At 70.7% G+C, this 21,049-nt stretch carries 16 protein-coding genes and 2 CRISPR repeat arrays (1 of these 18 only partly in view); of the genes, 13 read left to right on the forward strand and 3 right to left on the reverse strand.

The features are described from left to right. Window positions 1-110: 110 nt before the first annotated feature. Window positions 111-875: a DUF5753 domain-containing protein gene (locus tag ABNF97_RS00840; RefSeq protein WP_349337303.1), complete on the forward strand. Its 765-nt coding sequence runs from the start codon at window positions 111-113 to the stop codon at window positions 873-875. Further along, complete coding sequence (locus tag ABNF97_RS00845; RefSeq protein WP_349337304.1) at window positions 868-1,062, forward strand: DUF397 domain-containing protein; 195 nt, start codon at window positions 868-870, stop codon at window positions 1,060-1,062. Before ABNF97_RS00840 ends, ABNF97_RS00845 begins: the two co-directional genes overlap by 8 nt. Before the next feature lie 107 nt (window positions 1,063-1,169). Further along, window positions 1,170-2,662: a CRISPR direct-repeat array (repeat unit 28 nt; unit sequence CTGCTCCCCGCGCACGCGGGGGTGATCC). Window positions 2,663-2,752: 90 nt separating this feature from the next. On the opposite strand, the gene ABNF97_RS00850 is transcribed toward ABNF97_RS00845, so the two are convergent. Together ABNF97_RS00850 and ABNF97_RS00855 are read right to left on the reverse strand one after the other, a co-directional pair. Next, window positions 2,753-3,409, reverse strand: coding sequence for a hypothetical protein (locus ABNF97_RS00850; RefSeq protein WP_349337305.1), 657 nt, complete (start codon window positions 3,407-3,409; stop codon window positions 2,753-2,755). Window positions 3,410-3,508: 99 nt separating this feature from the next. Beyond that, complete coding sequence (locus ABNF97_RS00855) at window positions 3,509-5,614, reverse strand: N-6 DNA methylase (RefSeq protein ID WP_349337306.1); 2,106 nt, start codon at window positions 5,612-5,614, stop codon at window positions 3,509-3,511. A 93-nt stretch (window positions 5,615-5,707) separates the two neighbouring features. On the opposite strand from ABNF97_RS00855, the gene ABNF97_RS00860 reads away from it, so the two are divergent. Next, window positions 5,708-5,878, forward strand: coding sequence for a hypothetical protein (locus ABNF97_RS00860; RefSeq protein ID WP_349337307.1), 171 nt, complete (start codon window positions 5,708-5,710; stop codon window positions 5,876-5,878). Between the two features lie 46 nt (window positions 5,879-5,924). Continuing rightward, window positions 5,925-6,629: a hypothetical protein gene (locus tag ABNF97_RS00865; protein WP_349337308.1), complete on the forward strand. Its 705-nt coding sequence runs from the start codon at window positions 5,925-5,927 to the stop codon at window positions 6,627-6,629. Here ABNF97_RS00865 and ABNF97_RS00870 read toward each other — a convergent pair. Beyond that, on the reverse strand, window positions 6,571-7,872 hold the full coding sequence (locus tag ABNF97_RS00870; protein WP_349337309.1) for a protein kinase domain-containing protein: 1,302 nt from the start codon (window positions 7,870-7,872) through the stop codon (window positions 6,571-6,573). The two genes, ABNF97_RS00865 and ABNF97_RS00870, sit on opposite strands and share 59 nt — an antisense overlap. 257 nt (window positions 7,873-8,129) lie before the next feature. On the opposite strand from ABNF97_RS00870, the gene ABNF97_RS00875 reads away from it, so the two are divergent. The 9 genes from ABNF97_RS00875 to cas2e are packed head-to-tail and all read left to right on the forward strand — an operon-like array spanning window position 8,130 to window position 19,328. Continuing rightward, window positions 8,130-10,235 (forward strand): UvrD-helicase domain-containing protein, encoded by a 2,106-nt coding sequence (locus ABNF97_RS00875; protein WP_349337310.1) that lies wholly within the window; start codon window positions 8,130-8,132, stop codon window positions 10,233-10,235. Further along, window positions 10,232-13,078, forward strand: coding sequence for a CRISPR-associated endonuclease Cas3'' (locus ABNF97_RS00880; RefSeq protein ID WP_349337311.1), 2,847 nt, complete (start codon window positions 10,232-10,234; stop codon window positions 13,076-13,078). The genes ABNF97_RS00875 and ABNF97_RS00880 overlap by 4 nt, the downstream gene beginning before the upstream one ends. Window positions 13,079-13,112: 34 nt before the next feature. After that, window positions 13,113-14,774, forward strand: a complete 1,662-nt coding sequence (gene casA, locus ABNF97_RS00885; RefSeq protein ID WP_349337312.1) for a type I-E CRISPR-associated protein Cse1/CasA — start codon at window positions 13,113-13,115, stop codon at window positions 14,772-14,774. Continuing rightward, window positions 14,771-15,451: a type I-E CRISPR-associated protein Cse2/CasB gene (casB, locus tag ABNF97_RS00890; protein ID WP_349337313.1), complete on the forward strand. Its 681-nt coding sequence runs from the start codon at window positions 14,771-14,773 to the stop codon at window positions 15,449-15,451. Before casA ends, casB begins: the two co-directional genes overlap by 4 nt. Then, window positions 15,448-16,572, forward strand: coding sequence for a type I-E CRISPR-associated protein Cas7/Cse4/CasC (cas7e, locus tag ABNF97_RS00895; RefSeq protein WP_349337314.1), 1,125 nt, complete (start codon window positions 15,448-15,450; stop codon window positions 16,570-16,572). The genes casB and cas7e overlap by 4 nt, the downstream gene beginning before the upstream one ends. Continuing rightward, window positions 16,569-17,270, forward strand: a complete 702-nt coding sequence (gene cas5e, locus ABNF97_RS00900; RefSeq protein ID WP_349337315.1) for a type I-E CRISPR-associated protein Cas5/CasD — start codon at window positions 16,569-16,571, stop codon at window positions 17,268-17,270. Before cas7e ends, cas5e begins: the two co-directional genes overlap by 4 nt. A 2-nt stretch (window positions 17,271-17,272) precedes the next feature. Further along, window positions 17,273-17,953 carry a type I-E CRISPR-associated protein Cas6/Cse3/CasE gene (cas6e, locus tag ABNF97_RS00905; protein WP_349337316.1) on the forward strand — a complete coding sequence of 227 codons (681 nt, stop codon included), beginning with the start codon at window positions 17,273-17,275 and terminating at the stop codon, window positions 17,951-17,953. Next, entirely contained in the window at window positions 17,950-18,918 is a 969-nt protein-coding gene (gene cas1e / locus ABNF97_RS00910) for a type I-E CRISPR-associated endonuclease Cas1e (protein WP_349337317.1), read from the forward strand. Before cas6e ends, cas1e begins: the two co-directional genes overlap by 4 nt. Beyond that, entirely contained in the window at window positions 18,918-19,328 is a 411-nt protein-coding gene (gene cas2e / locus ABNF97_RS00915) for a type I-E CRISPR-associated endoribonuclease Cas2e (RefSeq protein ID WP_349337318.1), read from the forward strand. Before cas1e ends, cas2e begins: the two co-directional genes overlap by 1 nt. Before the next feature lie 25 nt (window positions 19,329-19,353). Then, window positions 19,354-21,049: a CRISPR direct-repeat array (repeat unit 28 nt; unit sequence CTGCTCCCCGCGCACGCGGGGGTGATCC) (it continues 773 nt past the right edge of the window).

Genomic DNA, 21,049 nt, shown 5'->3' on the forward strand with positions numbered 1-21,049 from the left:
ACTCGGTCTCGGTGAGTCGCTCAAATCCACTTTGCTTACTGTTGTGCTTCAAACACACTCCGTTGCAAGATGGACCCGGGACGTTCCGGACGTTCGAATGGGAGTTCGTGATGAACCGGACCTTTTTGGAAGCGATGACGGAGTCAGGCGAGACTCCGGAGAGTCTGGCGGAGCAAGTCGGCGTCGACCCGAAAACTGCTGCCCGGTGGGTGACTCCCGGACGCGTGCCGCAGACGCGACACAGGGCGAAGATCGCTGGGCTTGTGGGCCGGGACGTCGCAGAGCTCTGGCCGGACGTCCTAAAGCGTCGCGATCCCGTATGGTTTCGGCCGTGGGCCGACACCGAGCACGAGGCGGTGTCGCTCCGATGGTATGAGCCGGCGTGGGTGCCTGGCGTTTTCCAGACCGAGGCGTACGCGCGGGCGACACTGGCGGGCGAGATGCTGACTGCTGAGGATGTCGACCGCTTGGTGGCCGCGCGCCTCCGACGGCAGGCCATCCTGACCAGAGAGCGTCCGCCGCTGCTCGTGACGGTCCTGGATGAGGCTGTCATCCAGCGACTCTGCGCGAGTCCGCCCCGACTCTGCGCAGAGCAACTGGAGCGAATGATTGAGCTCGCTGCACTGCCGAACGTCGAGCTCCACGTTGTGCCGGCCAGCACCGGCCTTTACCCGGGACTCGGCGGCCAGTTCATCATTGCCGAGCTAAGCGATGGCGTGCGCGCTGGGTACGCCGACAGCCAGGTAGCGGCGCACATCGTGGAGGGAGTCGAGGACGTTGCTACGCTGGCGGGTAGATGGGAGCGGATTCGCAGTTTCGCCCTCCCGAGTTCTGCCTCACTGGCACTGATAAAGAAGGCAGTCCATCATGGATGACCTGACCGGCGCCCACTGGCGCAAGAGCACCCGCAGCGGCAACAACGGCGGCGCCTGCGTCGAGGTCGCCGACAACCTTCCAGGCATTGTGCTGGTCCGAGACAGTAAGGACCGCGACGGTGCCGCCCTTACCTTCGACCCGCGCGCCTGGCGCTCGTTCGTCGACGAAGTTGCCCGGCGTCCGTAGCAGACGCATGCAGGCGCGCTGGATGCATAGGTGTTGGAGAAACGATCTTGCGAACCAAAGTGAAGAAAAACGACCCATTTGATCTCTAGAGCAGCAGGTCAGGAAGCCTGCTCCCCGCGCACGCGGGGGTGATCCGTCCGGGGTCACCATGGCGGCGGTGGTGGCGTTCTGCTCCCCGCGCACGCGGGGGTGATCCGGAGAGCGATTCGTGGTTCACGGCGGACAGTAGCTGCTCCCCGCGCACGCGGGGGTGATCCCAAGGCCGCGTGGAAGATGCTCGCGGGGGACGTCTGCTCCCCGCGCACGCGGGGGTGATCCGGCCGGGTGTACTTCGGGGACGTGGATGAAGGGCTGCTCCCCGCGCACGCGGGGGTGATCCCGTCCTGTCCGTGAACCTCCCGGCCCTGGAGGGCTGCTCCCCGCGCACGCGGGGGTGATCCCGCGGTCCGAAGGTCCATCATGGCCATCGGGTCCTGCTCCCCGCGCACGCGGGGGTGATCCCATTCGCGCGGCCCCGGCGAGTAGCCGGGGTAGCTGCTCCCCGCGCACGCGGGGGTGATCCTTGCGATTCAAGGTGGATCCGGACGGTATCGCGCTGCTCCCCGCGCACGCGGGGGTGATCCCGGGCAGTCAGAAGGCAACGGGAGCAATCTCGACTGCTCCCCGCGCACGCGGGGGTGATCCCACCTCGGCGACCCGATCCCGATCGTCCTCGTCCTGCTCCCCGCGCACGCGGGGGTGATCCTACGTCGGCGTGACGACGCCGGAATCCGGGTCACTGCTCCCCGCGCACGCGGGGGTGATCCGTCCCGGCGGCCGGGAGATAGCGACCGGGGTTTCTGCTCCCCGCGCACGCGGGGGTGATCCCCTGCCGTGCGTACGCGCGTGCCGCTGCCAGATCTGCTCCCCGCGCACGCGGGGGTGATCCCGACCTCGGTGCGGGCCAGCCAGGGCACGGGGCCTGCTCCCCGCGCACGCGGGGGTGATCCCATCAGACCCATGTCGGGTGTGCTGCCGGACTCCTGCTCCCCGCGCACGCGGGGGTGATCCGTACGTCCGCGACGTGGTACTGACGCCCAAGTCCTGCTCCCCGCGCACGCGGGGGTGATCCCCGGCCCACCCGACCGGGTGAACACCATCCCGTCTGCTCCCCGCGCACGCGGGGGTGATCCCGCAAGGCGGCCCGGACGCCGTGAACGCCCGGGCTGCTCCCCGCGCACGCGGGGGTGATCCCTGGCGGGGCTGGTGGGCTACGACGCCCGTACGCTGCTCCCCGCGCACGCGGGGGTGATCCGTTCCGCAAGCCCGGCGACAACCCGGCCCCGGTCTGCTCCCCGCGCACGCGGGGGTGATCCGGTCAAGTACTACGACTGGTCAGATGAGGCCGACTGCTCCCCGCGCACGCGGGGGTGATCCGAGGTTTCCCGGTGTACGCCGGGTTGGCTGCGGACTGCTCCCCGCGCACGCGGGGGTGATCCGGCGCTCTCGGAAGAGCAGTCCCTGCAGCTTCTCTGCTCCCCGCGCAGGCGGGGGTGATCCCACGGCGATGTCGGCGACCCGCCCGCCGTTCGTCTGCTCCCCGCGCATGCGGGGGTGATCCGGGGGACATCGACGGGTGATCCCTCGGGTTCATATGCTCCCCGCGCTGTTGGTGGCCAGTGGCAATTCCCGGTACGGCCACCTTCGCTCGCTACTTTCTGTGATCAAGAACCGAGGAACCCGAACTCGGCGCGGCATCGGCAGCGGTACGGACATACCAAGCGACCGTCAACAGATCTCGCGTCCGGAAGTAGGCGGTCTGGTCCTCATGCCACAGGTCGGCCTGAATGCGGTGCTGGAGCGCATCGACAGCGGCGGCCAGATGTTGTCGTTCAGTGGGCATGAGAGGCCCTCCCGTCGCAAGACATGCGGTGACGCAGGAATCGACATGCGACGCGATCGGGTCGGGCCAGGCCAGCAGGGCGGGCAGGCGCTTACGACGCCAGTACGCCAAGGCATGGACGGCGGCCTGCTGCGGTGCCCCGTACCAGCATCGAGGGGCCTGGTTGGGGTTCGGATCGCTCAGGCGAGGGCTTCCCTGCCCCCGGCGTTTGGCGGCGCGGCGTACCGCAGCGTACTCGCGGAGTTCGGCATGCCAGCCGGCCCGGCTCGCGCTCAGGGCATCGAGCGCGCGCAGCAGGGCTACCTCGTCACGCTCGAACGGCCCGGCCACCACTCGCAGGAGACTCAGGGTCGCGTGAAAGCCGATCGGCCGGTACAGCTGCACGCAGGACCGTAGCGTCGACACCCGGCGTCGATCGGGCAGCGCCGGGTCGCGAACATGCCGGGCGTAGGCGCTGAAACTCACTCGGCGAGGCTAGCTTGGACAGACCCCAACGCCTTCTCGCAGCCTAACTCCTGCTTCCCGGGTACGCCGCAATGGTTCGCTGCGGACTCCTGGATGCAATCACCGTGCAGAGGTTGACGGTGACGGGAGTGTGAGGGTGCCGCCGGTCAGGCCGTCGGCGATCTCGCGGGCGAGCGTGGCGCCGCTCGCCGCAGCTCGCTCCAGCATCATCCGAAACTCGACGAGCTGGCGGAACGCGTCACCGTACGCCCGTTGCTGCTCCAGCGGCATCACGGGGATCGCCAGCCGCCTGATGTCGATGCGCAGGGCGCCATTGGCGGTGCTGGAGGCACGGCCGGCGACTCGTACGTTGTCCGTCCGCGAGATGACACCGGCGACGAACCACGGATCGAAGCGGGTCGTGTCGACGCGTACGAGTTGGGTGCCGGGACCGAGTTCGGCGCCGACCTGTTCCGGGGTGGCGACTCGGGCGTTGATCCTGTGCCCGATGGAAGGGACGAGGATGTCGCCCGGCCGTACTCGCGTCTCCGACTCCTCGCGCTCGGTGCGGGGGGCCGAGCCGGTGGCCGGGCCCCCGGAGAGGATGTCGGCGGCGGTCAGCACGGTGCCGCTGGCTGATCGGCGGCGGGACGGGGCGCGCAGCACGGTGATGCTGCCGGATCGGATCAGATCGGCAATGTCGGCGTGCGGGGCTTCGCGTAGCGGTGCTGTCTGCGCCTCCCCGACCGGGGGCAGGGTGTGTCGCACCTGGTCGAGAAGGCGGACGAACTCGTCGATCCGGGCGATGGTCTGGGCCGGGCTGGTGGCAAGCCCGGCGGCCTGTGGTAGGTGGCGTTGCGGCGTCACGTCGACCTGGCCGTCGAGCAGGTCGATGGCGGGCACGGCGCGGTGGACACCGGGTAGTTCGGTGTAGTGATCGGACAGGTAGGCCGCCCAGGAGGCGCCCACGATGTCGGTGAGGGGCCGATGCTCGGATGCGCTCGTCGTGTCGACCATGAGGACCTCTCCGGCGCGCGGCTGCTGGGCCTCGTGCTGGGTGAGTACCCAGACGTGCAGTCCGATTCCGGTCGGCGGCATGAGGCCGGCGGGGAGAGCGACGACCGCGCGCAGGACTCCGTGCCGAATCAGTTCGGCGCGGATCCGGCGGCCCGCGGGGCGTGACGCGGCGGCGGGTGGCATGAGTACCACGGCGGTGCCGGTGGGGGAGAGGTGGGACAGCGCGTGCTGCACCCAGGCGAGTTCGGGTTCGGTTCGCGGCGGCAGACCGTAGGTCCAGCGTGGATCGTAGGCGAGGCGGTCGTGGCCCCAGTCGTGGATGCCGAACGGAAAGTTCGCCACGACCACGTCGGCCCGCAGTCCGGGTAGGGCGTCGGCGAGCAGGCTGTCACCCACGTGTACCACGGGGGGCTCGACGTCGTGGCCGGCGTGCCGGGCACGCAGGTGTACGAACCACAGCCGCAGCAGGGTGATCAGGGCGTACTGGGAGTTGATTTCCTGGGCGTAGCAGCGGAGGGTCGTGCCGTCCGCCAGGGCGCGGTCGGCGGCCATCCGCAGAATTGAGCCGGTGCCGCAGGTGAAGTCGAAGATCCGGGCTCCGGAGCCGGCGAGCGCGAGCATCACTTCGGCAACGCTGCTCGGTGTGCCGGCGAGGCCGGACAGCGACTGGGCCGAGGTCACGTACTGGCCGTGCAGATACTCGAAGGCCGCCTCGGCGCCCTGTTCGGCGCCGAGCTGGTCGACCGTGCGCAACACGGTGGTGAGCTGCCCGTCCCACTGCTTCGGCAGCCGGTCTCCGAGCTGGGTTGCCAGGCCGGGGTCGAGGGCCCGCAGCCGGGTGACGAGCTGTTTCGGGGTGGGCAGGCCGGCGCCGCTGTCGGCTTCGGCCCGGTCGGTACGGACGAGCAGGAGTGCCCCGGCGATGCCGAGCACGTCGCTGATCTGCGCCGCCGGCTGGTAGCTCTCGATGTGTCGCCAGGCCCACTGCTCGATGCCGGCCTCGTGAAGCCGGCCGTGGCGGCGCAACCAGTCGGTGATCTCCCGCGCGTCGAAGGACGGACTCGTCGGGGTGCCGCCCACGGGTGTCGGGAAATCGGCATAGCGGCGGCGCCAGTTGCTTACGGCTGCCCTGCCGACGCTGGCCAGTCGCGCGATGCCGCTGGCGGTCAGGGTGGCCTCGCGGGGGGCCAGGGTCGGCTCTCTCGTCACGCGTGAACGGTAGCATGCCGAATAGTCTTGTGTGCGGTGTTCACATAGACTACGTTGCTACGCGGTACTGATTCACAGACTCTGGAGGGGTCGATGTCGCGTCGAGGGCGCAGCACCACCATTGGAAAGATCGCCAAGATTCATCAGGACCGCCGGGTGTCCGAGATCCGGGTGCTCGGCGAGTTGCTACGGCGGGAGCAGGCGACCCGGGCCGGCGACGGGACCACCCTGCATGCCACACCGGACAGCTCGACAGCCCGCTGACCTGACCCCAGCCATCCCGTCGACCTGAGGAGGACCATGAACACCCTTGCTGGTACCAGCGCTGCCAACCACCCAGTCCTCGTGCTTTCCGCCGATCGCGTACGCGGTCGAGGGCGCGCGCCGGCTCGCGCTCGGTCGGGCGGACAGCACCGAATCCCACGCGTACGCGCGAGTGTGCCTTGACGCCGAGATCGGTGCCGCGATCGCCGACGCCTACGTCGCGGCCCCCCTCCGGGACAGGCGCGCCTACCCCGCCTACGCCGCCTTCTGTCGCGAGACGGTGCGGCAGTACCACTTCCTGGTGGGGCGGGTGGAGTTCGGCGGCCTGGGCGTGGCGGTGCGGATCGTCGACGAGGACCCGTACCCGGACGTGGAGTCGATGGTGGACGACGTGCGGCGCCGCCGGCTGAGGGTCTGGGCCAGTGCGGCCAGTGGCAACCAGCACCCGTACCTCAGCGACGGGGAGAACGACATGTTCCGTGCCGTTCACGACGTGTTCGGGCACGCGGCGAGCGGTCGTGGCTTCGACCGGCACGGCGAGGAGGCGGCGTGGCTGAAGCACAGCACCATGTATTCGCCGCTGGCCGGGCGCGCCCTGACGACCGAGACGCGTGGGCAGAACTGCGCGCGGATCTTTCGCTACGCGGGAGGTCGCTTCCCCGAACAGAAGGCGGTGTTGCTGCCGCGGAGATTCAGCGATCCGCGCCGGACGCGAGTCGGGAGGACCGAGGTGGTTCCGGCGCCCCGATGAGTTGTGCGAGTTCCTGGCGCAACTCCAGCACCGCAGCATGGTCCGGGCCGTCGGTCCGGACCCGGTCCTGAAGCAGGGACTGGAACTGCCGTATCGCCCGGTCGTGCTCGCCGAGCGCGACGTGGGCGCGAGCGGCCCGCAGCCGAAGATCGAACACCAGAGGATCGTCCTCGCCGCGCTCCCGGGCTCGGCGGGCGGCGAGTTGTCGCCAGTGACGTGCGGCGGCTCTGAACTCGCCAGCGGCGTAGAGCCGTTCTCCGTGTGCGACGCTCGGCTCCGGCTCGACTTCGGGTTCGGTTTGTCCGCAGGTCGAGGCGGTCTCGGGGCGATCCTGCTGCGAAACTCGCCCCACGATGGCGGCGTAGGCCTGCACCGCTGTCACATTCTCGGCGAGTAGTCCGGGAATTACCGGCAGGTCCTGGGAGAGTGGCGCCAGCACCGCGTAGACGTCGGCGGCACTGGATGGCCGATCCTCCGGGTCGATCGACAGCAGCGCGTGTACCAGGTCGTCGAGGGCGGTGGGAGTATCCGGCCGCAGGTCGGCGGGACGCGGCGGCGGGTTCTGCATCTGGCGTCGCAGCATCGTCGTGGTGGTTGCGCCGTCGAACGGAGGTTGGCCGGTGAGCAGGTCGAAGAGGGTTGCTCCGAGGCCGTACAGGTCGGTGCGGTGGTCGCTGTGTCCGCCGTCCACCTGCTCGGGTGCCATGTAGCCCAGGGTGCCGAGGCTCTGCCCGGTCTGCGTTATCCGCGAGTAGCGGTCGTCGTCGTGTATTGCCGCCAGGCCGAAGTCGAGCACCTTCACCGCGCCGCTCCGGTCGAGCATGACGTTGCTCGGCTTGATGTCCCGGTGCACCAGGCCGATCCGGGCAGCGGCGAGTAGGACGCCGCAGATCTGCGCCCCGATGGCCGCGACCCACCCGATCGGCAGGGGTGAGCGCTCCGCGATGAGGTCGGCGAGATCGATCCCGTCGATCTTCTGGAGTACGACGTACGGCCGGCCGTCGTGCTCGCCGAGGTCGTGGATGGCCGGTACGCCGGGATGGTCCAGCCGGGCGGTCAGCAGGGCCTCGCGGCGGATCCGGCGGACCAGGTCCGCGTCCAACAGGGCGGCGTTGACGAACTTTACGATGACGGGGCGGTCGAGCAGCGTGTCCCGGGCGGGCCAGACCTCACCCATTCCCTTGTGTGCCAACGGGAATCGGCCCAGCTTGTATCGGTCTTTGAGGGCTGCGCCGGGGACCACCGGCCCAGCATAGCGGCCGACCCGTGCGTGGCCGTGCACCTTCGGTCAGCCAGGCTGGCGGGTAGTAGTAAACTCACGTCACTTAGGACGACTTGCAAAGCGTGTTCACAGAGTGTTTGACTGTAGGTCGGTCCCGGTCGACTTCGTGTTGGCCCCGACCATGTTGGGCGATCCGCACGGTCGAACGTGTCCGGCTCACGACAGTCCGATGAGATTCCGGGCTTGACGTCCGGGCGCCGCTGATGGGGGATACACACATGGCCGAGTTGGCCATCGGTCGGGAGTTCCTGCCTGCCTATGCCAGGCTCCAGCGCCGGGTGCAGCGTGCCGTCGACGCCGCCATCAGCAAGTTCGCCGAACACACCCACGCGGGACTGCACCTGGAGAAGCTGACCGGGGCGCGCGATCCCAGCATCCGTACGATCCGGATCGACCGGTTCTACCGGGGCGTGGTGCTCGCCCTCGGCGCGGAGAAGTACGCTCTGCTGAACGTCCTGCCGCACGACGACGCCATCGCCTTCGCGGCGAGCCGCCGGTTCACCGTCAACCAGACGCTCGGCGTGCTGGAAACACGCGACCAGGCAGCCATCGACGAGTTTGCGCGTACCGCGCCGTCGCACCCGCGTGACGAAGGCCTCTTCGACCGGGTCTCCACCGCCGACCTGCGACGGCTCGGCGTGGACGAGGACCTGGTGCCGCTGCTGCGCGTCATCACCACGGACCAGCAGATGGAGAGCCTCGCCGGGCGGCTGCCGGAGGCACAGCTCGACGTCCTGCGCGGTCTGGCCAGCGGACTGTCCGTGGAAGAGGTCCATGCGGAGCTGGCCGACCGGATCGTGTCGGGCAGGGTGGACACCGACGACCTGCTGACCGCCGCACGCCGTACCCCTGAACGGATCGCCTTCGTCTCCGGCCCGATCGAACTCGCCGCCATCCTCGCCCACCCGTTCGACGTATGGCGTACCTTCCTGCACCCGACACAGCGCGGCATCGTCTACCGCGCCACCTACGGCGGTCCGGCGCTGGTCACCGGTAGCGCCGGGACCGGAAAGACGGTGACCGGCCTGCATCGGGCGGTCTTCCTTGCCGAGCGACTGCCGGACGGGGAGAAGGTCCTGTTGACCACGTTCACCCGGGCGCTCGCCGACGCCCTGACCAAGCAGCTCTACCGGCTCACCACCGACCCGGCGGTGCGGGCCCGCATCGACGTGATCAGCATCGACAAGCTGGCCTACGAGATCGTCGCGCGCAACAGCGGACGAGTCGGGGTGGCCGAGAGCGAGGTCATCGACCAGCTGTGGGAGGTCGCCGCGAAGAACGGGCCGACCTTCCTCAACCGCGCCGGCCAGGTCGGCACCTACAGTTCCGCCTTCCTCCGGCACGAGTGGGAGCAGGTGGTGCTGGCCCAGCAACTGACCACCCTGGAGGCGTACCGCGCGGCGCCACGCAAGGGGCGCGGCGCCGGCCTGCGCACCGCCCAGCGCGAGCACGTGTGGGCGGCGATCGACGGCGTGGTGCGGGAGCTGGCGAAGCGGCGCATTCGCACCCACACCCAGCTCGCCGACGACGCGGCCGCGATCGTCCGGCGTTCGCCCGCACCGTACCGGCACGTCGTCGTCGACGAAGGGCAGGATCTGCACCCGGCACAGTGGCGCCTGCTGCGTGCGCTCGTCGCGCCGGGGCCGAACGACATGTTCCTGCTCGCCGACCCCTACCAGCGGATCTACGACAGTCACGTGTCGCTGGCCCAGCTCGGCATCGAGGTCCGGGGCCGGACCAGGCGGCTCACCGTCAACTACCGCACCACACACGAGATCCTGGACCTGTCGGTCAAGGTGCTGGGTGGCGATGCCGCGATCGGCCTGGACGACGAGGGTGACACGTTGCGGGGCTACCGCTCGATCACCCGTGGTGGCGTACCCGAACTCGCCGCCCACGGCAACCGCGACGGCGAGTGCGACGCGCTGGTCGAGCGGGTCGGGACCTGGCTGGAGCAGGGTGTCGAGCCGCACGCCATCGGGGTGGCGGTCCGCACCGGACAGCTCGTCAAGACCGTCAGCAGGATCCTGGCCGACGCCCACATCGACGTCGCCGACGACAAGCGAGGCACCGACGGGGTGCGGGTGGCGACCATGCACCGGATGAAGGGGCTGGAGTTCCAGTGCCTTGCGGTCGTCGGGCTGGACGCGGGTGTGCTGCCGGCGCCCCACGCGCTCACCTCCGCGGCCGAGGACCCGCACGCCCACCGGCAGGACATGCAGCGAGAACGGTGCCTGCTCTTCGTCGCCTTGACCCGGGCCCGCGACGTGCTCTACCTGTCACACAGCGGCACGCCGAGTCCGCTGCTGCCGGTGCGCCGATGAACGCCCGTACCGGTGGGGCCGGTGGGCCGAAACTGAGCGACGCGGCACGGTCGGTCTGGGGCAAGACCGACCGCAGGGGCATCTCGCCGGTAGGTTGGCTCCCACTGTGGCGGCACCTGGCCGACACCGCCGACGTCGCGGGAGCGCTCTGGGACCACTGGCTCGGCAGGGCGGTCCGGCACCGCATCGCCGACGAGCTGCCCGGCGGTGACGCGGACGGGCGCACCCTGGCCGTCTGGATCGCCGGGGTGCACGACGTCGGCAAGGCCACCCCTGCCTTCGCCTACCAGGCGTACGACCTGGCGCGGCGGATGCGGGACCACGGGCTCACGTACCAGCCGGACCTGATCCGCGCTGACCGCAGGTACGCCCCGCACGCCACCGCCGGGCACCTGGTGCTGGCAGACTGGTTGCAGCAGCAGGAGTGGCTCGACCCGCACCCGGTCGCCGTCATCGTCGGTGGCCACCACGGTGTTCCCCCGACCGACGAGGGCCTGCGTGACGCCCAGGTGCGCCCGCATCTGCTCGGCGACGCCGCCTGGCGGCAGGCGCAGCAGGAGTTGCTGACCTGGATGGCAGAGCGGTCCGGCGCCGCCGAGCGGCTCCGCGAGTGGAGCGATGTCGCGCTGTCCCAGCCCGTGCAGGCCATCCTCACCGGGCTCGTCATCGTGGCCGACTGGATCGCCAGCAACGAGGAGTTCTTCCCGTACACCCTGGACAGCACGGACGCCGATCGGCTGCACGCCGGCTGGGAACTGCTGGACCTGCCCGTACCCTGGCAGCCGGCCGCGACGCCGCCACACCCGGAGGACCTGTTCGGGGCACGCTTCGCGCTGCCCGCCGGTGCGGTGCCGCGCCCGGTGCAGCGTACGGTCGCCGAGCTGGCCGCGACCATGCCGCTACCCGGCATCCTCATCGTCGAGGCGGCGATGGGGGAGGGCAAGACCGAGGCGGCCCTGGCAGCGGTGGAGATCATGGCTCGCCGTAGCGGGTTGTCCGGCTGCTACCTCGCGTTGCCGACCCGGGCCACCAGCGACGCCATGTTCGGCCGCATGCTCTCCTGGCTGCGCCGGCTGCCCGACGCCCAGGTCGGTCGGGGCGACCGCGACGTGCGGCTCGCCCACGGCAAGGCCGCGCTCAATCCCGAGTACGACCGGCTACGCACGAGGTCACTGCCCAGCGGCATCGCCGAGGACGCAGGCGGAGCCGACATCGGCGTGCACGGCTGGCTCGCCGGGTCGAAACGGACCCTGCTCTCCAGCTTCGTCGTCGGCACGATCGACCAGTTGCTCTTCGCCGCGCTCCGTAGCAAGCACCTGGTGCTGCGCCACCTGGGCCTCGCCGGCAAGGTGGTGGTGATCGACGAGGCCCACGCCTACGACGTCTACATGGGACGGTTCCTGGACCGGGCGCTGGAGTGGCTGGGCGCGTACGGCGTGCCGGTCGTCGTACTCTCGGCGACCCTGCCGGCAAAGCGCCGGGCCGAGCTGATGGCGGCGTACGACGCGGGCCGGCTCGGACCTCTGCCCCCGCCCACCTGGCGCGACCGGGGCAAGCCGAGGACCGACCCGTACGCCCCGCTCCGGACCGACCTGCGATACCCCCTGGTCACGGTCTCCACCGCCGAGCGCGGCGCCACCGCTGTCAGTTGTGCCGACTCCGGACGAGGTGCCGAGGTGGCGCTGCGCCGCCTGCCCGACGAACTGCCCGCACTGGTGGAGCTGTTGCGCGACCAGTTGACCGACGGCGGCTGCGCGCTCGTGGTCCGCAACACCGTGGCGCGGGTGCAGGAGACCGCCGCCACGCTGCGTGCCGCCCTCGGGCCCGACACCCCGATCTCGGTGGCGCACTCCCGATTCATGGCCGTCGACCGTGCCGCGAAGGACGGCTGGTTGCGTGACACGTTCGGGCCATCCGGCAGCGGCGCCCGCCCGCACCGGCACGTGGTGGTGGCCAGCCAGGTCGCCGAACAATCGTTGGACATCGACTTCGATCTGCTCGTCACCGACCTTGCCCCGGTCGACCTCGTCCTGCAACGCATCGGCCGGCTGCACCGCCACCCACGCCCCGACCGCCCGGTCCGGCTCGCGACACCCACCTGCTGGATCACCGGCGCGGACTGGACGACAGAACCGCCACAACCGGTCAGCGGCTCACGCCGCGTCTACCAACCGGCCACACTGCTGCGTAGTGCCGCCGTCCTGCTGCCACTTCTGGACGGCACACCGCTGCGGCTGCCGGCCGACATCGCCCCGCCCACCCAGACCGCCTACGGCGACACGGCGGTCGGCCCGCCGTCCTGGCAGTCCACCATGGTCGAGGCGGAGGCGAAGCAGCGTGACGAGATCATCACCAAGGAGCTGAAGGCCGACGGCTTCCGGCTGGCCGGCGTCGCCGAGCCCGGGGTACCGCTGATCGGCTGGCTCTCGGGTGGCGTCGGCAACGCGGACGAACGCGTGGCGCAGGGCCACGTCCGCGACACCGACGCCGACTCCCTGGAGGTCCTGCTCCTGGTACGTACCCCGGATGGCTTGATCCTCCCGCCCTGGATCGACCGGGGCGGAACGCCGGTGCCGACCGGTAGCGTCCCGCGTTGGCCGCTGCCCCGACTGGTCGCGCGTTGCACCCTGCCGCTGCCGCGTGCGATGACCGCTGCCGACGAGATCGAGGAGGTCATCGCCGAGTTGGAGCGGCGTACCGACCTCACCGCGTGGCAGGACAGCCCCTGGTTGGCCGGTGAACTCGTGCTCGACATCGACGGGGACGGCAACGCCACCGTGGCCGGCTTCGACCTGCACTACGACCCGGACGAGGGACTGCGCGTCACCCGCGCCGGCACCTGAGTCCATCCCCGATTATCAGAAGGAGGTGACGCCGGTGACCGGCTCACCGCACCCCGTCGAGTTCTCGCTGGTGGACGAGGCGTGGATTCCGGTGCTGGACGCCACCGGTCGGCGCCGGGACGTGTCACTGCTCGGCCTCTTCGCGCAGGCCGGCGACGTACGGATGATCGCCTGCGAGCTGCCCACCCAGACCTTCGCGATCCTGCGGCTCGCGCTGGCGATCCTGCACTGCACCACCGGCGGCCCACCCGGGGAGGCGGCCTGGCGGGCGTTGTGGCGGGATCGGACGCTGCCGATCGCGGAGATCGCCGACTACCTCGACGAGTTTCGTGACCGGTTCGACCTGCTGCACCCCAGGCACCCGTTCTACCAAGTCGCTGACCTGCGGGCGGCGAAGAACAACACGTACGGGCTGGAGCGTCTCATCGCCGACGTACCGAACGGCCTGCCCTTCCTGACCACCCGTGCCGGGTCGGGCATGGAGTCGATCACGCCCGCCGAGGCGGCCCGCTGGCTCGTGCACTGCCAGGCGTACGACCCGTCCGGCATCAAGACGGGGGCGGTCGGAGATGACCGGGTCAAGGGTGGGCGAGGCTACCCGATCGGGGTTGGGACGCTCGGTTCGTTGGGTGGCGTCCACCTGGAGGGCGCGACGCTGCTGGAGACCCTGCTGCTCAACCTGGTGCCGGTCGCGCCCGGCTGGCAGGTGGCCGACGAGCGGGACCTGCCGGTGTGGGAGCGCGAGCCGCAGACCGCTGCCGAGGAAGCCGATTCGACGCGGGGCCCGTACGGACTGCTCAGCCTTTACACCTGGCAGTCTCGACGGATCCGGCTCTTCGGCGATCCCGGCGGCATCACCGGCGCCATGATCTCCAACGGGGACCGGCTCGACTGGCAGGACCGGCACCTGCTGGAACCGATGAGCGTCTGGGGACGCAGTGGACCCCGCGAAACCAAACAGAAGCGGACCCCGATCTACCTGCCCCGACCGCACGACCACGGCCGGGCCCTGTGGCGGGGACTACAGAGCCTGCTGCCGGCACCTCCGCCGTCCGGCACCGAAGCGCCGCAACGGCTGTCGCCGATGGTCGTGCAGTGGCTGGCCCGGCTGACCGTCACCGGTGTGGTCGGGGCCGACTTCAAGGCCCGTACCCGAGCCACCAGCGTCACCTACGGCACCCAGCAGGCAGTCGTGGACGAGGTGTTCAGCGACGCGTTGACCATGAGCGTCCTGCTGCTGGTCGACGACTCGGCGCTGCGCGCGACCGCCGTCGACGCCGCCGGCGACGCCGAGGCCGCGGTGAAGGTGCTGCGCCGGCTCGCCGACCACCTGGCCCGCGCCGCCGGTAGCCGGGACACCGACAGTGGCGAGGCCGACCGGGCGGCCGAACGCGGGTACGCGCTGCTGGACCGCGCCTTCCGCGACTGGCTGGCCCGGCTCGGCCCGCAGAGCGACCCGGCGGCCGAGCGGGCGGCGTGGCAGCGGCTGGTGCGGCGGGCCATCGCCCGACTCGGCGACATCCTGGTCGCCGCCGCCGGCCCGAAGGCGTGGATCGGCCGCACCGGCACCGACCATGCCGGCCGGGAAGTGCACTACTCCAGTTCACAGGCCGAGGCGTGGTTCTACGTCGGCTTGGCCAAGGCGCTGCCGATGGCGGCCGAGTCTGCGCAACAGAGGCAGGAGGAACCAGCATGACCCTGGTGGAAACCGACCAGCCGGCCGGCCCGGCCCGGCGGGCGAGGAGCCGGCGACGCAAAGATCTCGGCGAGTACGTCGCGCGGACGATCGCCGGCGTGCAAGCACGGGTGTTGCGTACCGTGCCGCAGCCGGAGGCCGTCAGCGCGCTGGCCCGGCTGCGACGCGGCATCGGCCGTCAACCCGGCTTCGACTACACCCTGGAGCGGTACCTGCAGGTGCCGGAGCAACTGCTGGGCCGCCTTCCGTCCGACAGCGCCGAGGCGACGGACGCCGAGCACGCGTTGCACGACGCGGTGACCCTGTACGCGCTGCATCAGCAGTCGTGCCGGGAACGGATGCACGTTGACGGACGTGGGCTGGGCCAGGCCCTGTCCGACCTTGTCCGCAAATCCGCCGGGCCGGATGGTGTGCGACGTCGCTTCGCCGCCCTCGGCACCGCCAGCAGCTACGACGAGAGCATCTACCACCTGCGTGGCCTGGTCACGATGCTGCGCGGGCATCAGATTCCACTTGACTACGGGTTGCTCGCCGACGACCTGAAGATCCTCCGGGGGCCGGTGGGACGCCCGAAGGTCCAGGCCATCTGGGGCCGCGAGTTCTTCCGCAGCCGGCCCAGCACCGACGACGACACCCCCGCCCCCGCCACCGACCTTCCTGAGGAGGACCCGTCATGAACCGCACCATCATCGACGTCTACGCACTTCAGACCGTGCCGCCGAGCAACCTCAACCGTGACGACACCGGCTCGCCGAAGACGGCCGTCTACGGCGGTGTACGGCGCGCGCGGGTGTCCAGCCAGGCGTGGAAGCGGGCGATCAGGCTTGCCTTCGCGGACCTGCTCGACCACTCCCAGCTTGGCGAGCGGACCAAGCGGGTGGGTGAGTCGCTCGCGGCGCGGATCAAGGCCCTCGACCCGGATATCACCGGCGAGGAGGCGTCCGCGCTGGCCGCCGAGGTCTTCGTGGCGGGCGGCCTCGCCAAGGCCGACAAGAAGAAGGGCGAGTTGAAGGACGTCGAATCCGGGTACCTGCTGTTCCTCAGTCACCGGCAGCTGGACAACCTCGCCGCCGCCGCGCTGGAGGCATCCCGCAGCGGTGCCACCCTCGACAAGGCCCGGTTCAAGGAACTGGCCAACACCGAGCATTCGGTCGACGTCGCGATGTTCGGCCGGATGGTGGCCGACCTGGCCGACATCAACGTCGACGCGGCCTGCCAGGTGTCGCACGCCATCAGCGTGCACGCCGTCGACAACGAGTTCGACTACTTCACCGCCGTCGACGACCGCAAGGAGGACGCGGCGGAGACCGGCGCCGGCATGATCGGCACCATCGAGTTCAACTCGTCCACGCTGTATCGGTATGCCACGATCGACGTCGACGCGCTGCACCGTACCCTCGGCGACGCCGCCGCGACGCGGGCCGCCGTCGAAGCGTTCCTGACCGCGTTCGCCCGCAGCATGCCGACGGGGAAGCAGAACACCTTCGCGCACCGGACGTTGCCGGACGCCGTACTCGTACGGGTACGGGACACCCAGCCGATCAACCTCGTCGGCGCCTTCGAGACGGCGATCCGGGAGACGCACGCCGCCGGGCGGGTCGAGCTGGCGGCGGCCGCGCTGGCGCAGCACACCATCGCCGTCGAGAGCGCCTACGGGGAGCGGCCGGTCGGCAGTTGGGTCACCCAGGTCGGCGAGAAGACGGCGGTACTGGCCGACCTCGGCAAGGCGGTCAGCTTCAGCGAGCTGGTCACCGGGGTGGGGGAGCAGGTCACCGTGGCGCTCGGACAGCCGGCATGAGCGTGCTGCTGTTGCGGCTGGCCGGCCCGCTCCAGTCGTGGGGGTCGTCGAGCCGCTTCGCCCGGCGGGGCACCGAGATCGCGCCCACCAAGAGTGGAGTGATCGGCATGCTCGCCGCCGCCAGAGGCGTTCGGCGCAGCGAGCCGCTCACCGACCTGCTCGGCCTGGAGTTCGGCGTACGGCTGGACCAGCCCGGGCAGATCCTGCGGGATTTCCAGACGGCCCGCAGCCTCGACGGTCGCCAGAGCGCACCGCTGACCTACCGCTTCTACCTCTCCGACGCCGCGTTCCTCGGCGCGGTCGGCGGCGATCGGGAACTGCTGGACGGCCTGGCGGAGGCGCTGGCCCGGCCCCGATTCCCGCTCTACCTCGGGCGCCGATCGTGCCCGCCGGTCGGACCGATCAGCCTGGGCGTGCACGACGAGGCCCTCGACGACGCGCTGAGAGACTGGCCGTGGATCGCCGCCGAGTGGCACCGCAGGCGGGCGTCCCGCGAGGTTCTGCTGGAGGTCATCCGGGACGCCCGTCCGGGCGAGCCGGTCACCGAGACCGTGCCCGACGAGCCGGTCAGCTTCGACCCGGCGCACCGGCAGCACACCTGGCGATCCGTGCTGCGCCAGCACGTACCGGTCACGAACGACCTCGCCGAGCGGGCCGGTGTCGCCGAGCACGACCCGTTGAGCCTGCTGGGAGGCTGAGCATGTTCCTGACCCGATTCCAGATTAACCCGGCCCGGCGCAACGCTCGGAAGCTGCTCTCCTCGCCACACGCCATGCACGCGGCGGTCCGCGCGGCATTCCGCGAAGCCGAGGACTACGAGCGCGCCGGCACCCGTACGCTGTGGCGACTCGACACCCGGGCCACCGCCACCGTCCACCTCTACATCGTCAGCCCTGGCCGCCCCGATCTCACCCACCTGGTCGAGCAGGTCGGCTGGCCAACGGCCGAAAGCGAGCCATGGGTGACTCGTGACTACGACGGGCTGCTCGGCTCGCTGCATCCTGGACAGCAGTGGGCATTCCGGCTCACCGCCAACCCGACCCACAGCGGGCGCAAGACCGCCGACGCCAAGGAGACACAGCGCTTCGGCCACCTGCGCGAACCCGAGCAGCTCGGATGGCTGGCCAGCCGGGCGGACCGGCACGGCTTCGCCCTGGCGACCCAGCACGACGGCCGGCCCAATCTGCGGCTGCACCGGCGCCACACGCAGACGTTCAAGCGCGGCCTGGGCACCGTCACCCTCACCACGGCGACCTATGACGGCATCCTCCAGGTCACCGATGCGTGCGCCTTCCGCCGGGCGTTGACCAGCGGAATCGGGCATGCCAAGGCGTACGGCTGCGGCCTGCTCACCCTCGCGCCCGCCCAAACCGCCCCGTGAAGATCCCCGGTGTCCCACCGGCGGAACTGGCGGACCTCAACCGTGCCCAGGACCGGCTCAGCTTTCTCTACCTCGAACGCTGCGTCATCCACCGCGACAGCAACGCGATCACCGCCACCGACGACAAGGGTGTGGCCCACATCCCGGCCGCCACCCTCGGCGTCCTGATGCTCGGACCCGGGACCAGCATCACCCAACAGGCGATGATGCTTCTCGCCGACAACGGTGCCACTGCGGTCTGGGTCGGCGAGCAGGGCGTCCGCTACTACGCGCACGGACGCCCGCTCGCCCGATCCAGCCGGTTGCTCGTGGCCCAGGCCGCTGCGGTCTCGCAGCGCGACCGGCGGCTGCGGGTGGCCCGAGAGATGTATCGGATGCGCTTTCCGGGTGAGGACACCAGCGCCCTCACCATGCAGCAACTGCGGGGCAAGGAAGGGGCCCGGGTACGCCGCTGCTACCGCGAGCACGCCAAGCGCACCGGCGTGACCTGGAACAACCGGGAGTACGACCCGGACGACTTCGGTGGCAGCGACCCCGTCAACCAGGCGCTTTCCGCCGCGCACGCCTGCCTGTACGGCATCGTGCACGCCGTCATCGTCGCCATCGGCGCCTCACCCGGCCTCGGCTTCGTGCATACCGGCCACGATCGATCCTTTGTCTACGACATCGCTGACCTCTACAAGGCTGACATCACCATCCCAGTCGCCTTCGACATCGCCGCCAGCGGCTCCACCGACGTCGGCGGTGACACCCGTCGTGCCGTCCGGGACCGAGCCCATGGCGGTGCCCTCCTCGACCGCTGCGTACGCGACATCCGGACACTGCTGCTCGGCCCCGCTCCCGCCGGACCGATCGACGAGCAGCGGCTCGACGAGGAGCCGGAAGGCGGCACCGTACGCCTGTGGGACGAGGAGGGCTACGAACTCGCCGGCGGACGGAACTACAGCGACGAGGTGGACTTCTGATGACCGTCATCATCCTCACCGCCTGCCCCGAAGGGCTGCGCGGCCACCTGACGCAATGGCTGCTGGAGATCTCCGCCGGGGTTTACGTGGGACACGTCAACAGCCGGATCAGGCACCGGCTCTGGGCCAAGGTCGTCGAGATGGCGGGACCTGGCCGAGCGCTGCTCGTCTATCAACATCCGGGGGAGCAACGGTTGTGTTTCGAGGTGCACGACCACCACTGGAAGCCGGTCGACTTCGACGGGATCACCCTGATCCGCAGACCGACGGAGCGAAGCACGTACAACCCTGCTCTGCCAAGAGGCTGGAGCAAGGCGTCGAAGCGCCGTCGGTTCGGACGGCGGGGCCCAGCGGGCAGGGACACCACGGCGGCCAGCCCAAGACAAAGTGAAGAAAAAGCCGAGAGTTGATCTACGGAGCCCCAGGTCAAGAAGCCTGCTCCCCGCGCACGCGGGGGTGAACCCTGTGGGAGTCGATCAAGGATCGGCAAGTCAGACTGCTCCCCGCGCACGCGGGGGTGAACCCGTTGCGGAGCCCTGCCGGCCAGCTGCCGGCCCCTGCTCCCCGCGCACGCGGGGGTGAACCCGGTCCACCCGTTCGTCCGCAGCTTCGGCACCTCTGCTCCCCGCGCACGCGGGGGTGAACCGGCGGTGACCCGATGAGCCGGCAGCAGTGGGCCCTGCTCCCCGCGCACGCGGGGGTGAACCGCATTGCCGACTCGACGTCACGTGCGGCTCGCTCTGCTCCCCGCGCACGCGGGGGTGAACCGTCGGTGGAGAACCGCACCTGGACTACCAAGTTCTGCTCCCCGCGCACGCGGGGGTGAACCGGAACCGCCCGGTCGAGGCAGCGCCGACAAAGCCTGCTCCCCGCGCACGCGGGGGTGAACCCGGCGCGGGCAACCGCCAGACAACGCAGTCCGGCTGCTCCCCGCGCACGCGGGGGTGAACCTGACCAGCTCGACCCGGCCGCCGCCGCCGCCGACTGCTCCCCGCGCACGCGGGGGTGAACCCCGGTTCGGTGTCGGCCGGGTCGCCAGCGATGACTGCTCCCCGCGCACGCGGGGGTGAACCCGGGGAACCTACGCGCTCTTGCGGTGCCGTCCACTGCTCCCCGCGCACGCGGGGGTGAACCCGACGGCCGGCGCGCTGGGCCCGGTGACCAGTACTGCTCCCCGCGCACGCGGGGGTGAACCCCAGCCGTGCCACGCCGACGTCCTGCTGGAGATCTGCTCCCCGCGCACGCGGGGGTGAACCCAGGGCCGGGCAGGACGGCGGCAGCAGCCGGCGCTGCTCCCCGCGCACGCGGGGGTGAACCGGCGGCCGTCGCCGGCGGGCCGGTCGTCCACATCCTGCTCCCCGCGCACGCGGGGGTGAACCCGACCTCGGCGACCGGCTACTCATCGGCGACCGCTGCTCCCCGCGCACGCGGGGGTGAACCCGCGGCGGGCAGGTTCTTGACGATGACCGGGCCCTGCTCCCCGCGCACGCGGGGGTGAACCCAGTCGGGCGGACCCGACTTCGGGCAGCTGCACCTGCTCCCCGCGTACGCGGGGGTGAACCGGCGGGTCGGGGAAGCATGGCCGGCCGGATGGTCTGCTCCCCGCGCACGCGGGGGTGAACCTCCCATGAGCGAGCCCCAGCGGCGACCCGGACGCCTGCTCCCCGCGCACGCGGGGGTGAACCGGAGCGGCGGACGATCTCGGTGATCGCCACGCCCTGCTCCCCGCGCACGCGGGGGTGAACCCTCGACGGCCGCACGCTGGGACACGGGCCGGTCCTGCTCCCCGCGCACGCGGGGGTGAACCGGGATGGAGAAGTTTGCCTCGGGTGCCCGCCGTCTGCTCCCCGCGCACGCGGGGGTGAACCGCAGATCGAGGCCCTGGCCGCGCTGTCCGACGACTGCTCCCCGCGCACGCGGGGGTGAACCCCACTCCAGCCCGAACACGACGCAGGGCTACGACTGCTCCCCGCGCACGCGGGGGTGATCCCCCGGGTCGCGCCCGGCGGCGAGGTGGAGACGCCTGCTCCCCGCGCACGCGGGGGTGATCCCCAGGAAGCCTTCAAGGACCCCGAGATCGAGGCCTGCTCCCCGCGCACGCGGGGGTGATCCGACGTGACGGAGGAACAGG

This window comes from Plantactinospora sp. B6F1, from assembly GCF_040120695.1.
Lineage (GTDB): Bacteria > Actinomycetota > Actinomycetes > Mycobacteriales > Micromonosporaceae > Plantactinospora.